Annotated in this window: 1 protein-coding gene; it reads left to right on the top strand. The window is 41.4% G+C overall.

Annotation, left to right across the window (positions count from 1 at the left end; genetic code table 11):
• Nucleotides 1–163: 163 nt before the first annotated feature.
• Complete coding sequence (locus F6K49_RS48455; protein ID WP_293109822.1) at nucleotides 164–1354, top strand: IS4 family transposase; 1191 nt, start codon at nucleotides 164–166, stop codon at nucleotides 1352–1354.
• The last annotated feature ends 114 nt before the right edge of the window (nucleotides 1355–1468 follow it).

The raw sequence follows: 1468 nt of genomic DNA, 5'->3' as shown, positions 1-1468 counted from the left end.
GAGATGCACCCACCCCCTTTGGCCGACTGCCTCCCCTGTTCCCTTGCTGCATCGCTTCTCACGGGGTGACAGTGAACCGACAAAGCAGAGCCGGTAAGGGTTATAGACAAAGAGAGACAAAAAAAAATAGAGTGGTAAGGTGACCACTCAGGACTAAACAATTATGTTGCCTTCATTCTATCAGACCTGTTTAGAAGCCCACCTCACTTCAGCTCAATATTTAACCTTACAACTGCTAATTATCCTGCTCCAAACAGAGCGAAACGTTAAACTAGAAAGACTAGCAACGTTATTTCCACAACCAATTCAATTTGAAAGTCGTCGTCGTAACCTGCAGAGATTTCTGGGGTTGCCTCAATTGAGTGTAAAATTGCTGTGGTTTCCTCTGGTAAAATATTTAGTAAGGGAACAATTTCATCCCCATAAAATGAATCGTAAACGCAGAAGATATCTCAAAAGAATCAAACAGCGAGGATACCTATTATTAGTGATAGATAGAACCCAGTGGAAAGAAAGAAATCTGATGATGGTCAGTCTGGTATGTGGTAGACGAGCTATTCCAGTATATTGGCATTTGCTAGGAAAAAAAGGGAACAGTAATTTGGGGCAGCAAAAGGCTTTATTAACTCCAGTACTGAAGCTACTCAAGCCTAATCCAGTAATCGTGATTGGGGATCGAGAATATCACAGTGTTAAGCTAGCCGAATGGCTCACCCACAAGGGTGTGGACTTTGCTTTAAGACAAAAACGCAGTACTCATATTCAGGAAAATGGGCAAGATTATCAGGCGTTGAAAAATTTAGATTTTAAGCCAGGAATGGCTCAGTTTTTTGAAGGAATTAACTGCACGCAAAAACATCAGCTTGGTCGTTTTAATATAGCCTTGCGATGGCGGCGTAAATATCGGGGAAAAGGGATCAGTGAACCTTGGTATATTCTCACCAGTTTAAATTCCTTAAGTCTAACTCTTTTCTGTTACCAAGCTCGCTGGGGGATTGAAGGGATGTTCAAAGATTGCAAAACTGGGGGATATAATCTTGAACAAACTAAGGTTAATGATACTCGTTTTATCGCGTTAGTTTTACTGATTGCTATTGCCTATAGCTTAGCAACTTTCCTGGGTCAAGCTCTTAAATATAAAGGAGTAAGACAGTATATTTGCCGTCTCAAAGAATTGAAACGTTATTCAGAAAGACATAGTAATTTTTGGATAGGTCTATATGGAAAATTATGGGTAGGAGCCATGGAAATTTGGTCAGATTTAGCCCTGAATCTCATGGCTCAAAAACCCCAAAAACGCTGGTTTTATTGCCAAGGAATGAGAGCTGCTTCCTTGATCCAGTCTACGGTCTAGCTTTGTTTTAACCCCGTGAGGCATCGCTTATTCAATGTTCGGTGTAGCTTGCCCATAGGCCATAAGCACCTCAAGTAGCGTGAGCCTAGGGCGTGTTTTCAAAGTTTTCCGCAA

The sequence above is a fragment of the Moorena sp. SIO3I6 genome (genome assembly GCF_010672095.1).
The sequence above is the reverse complement of the archived record's forward strand: the minus strand, read 5'-3'. Positions and strand labels throughout refer to the sequence as shown.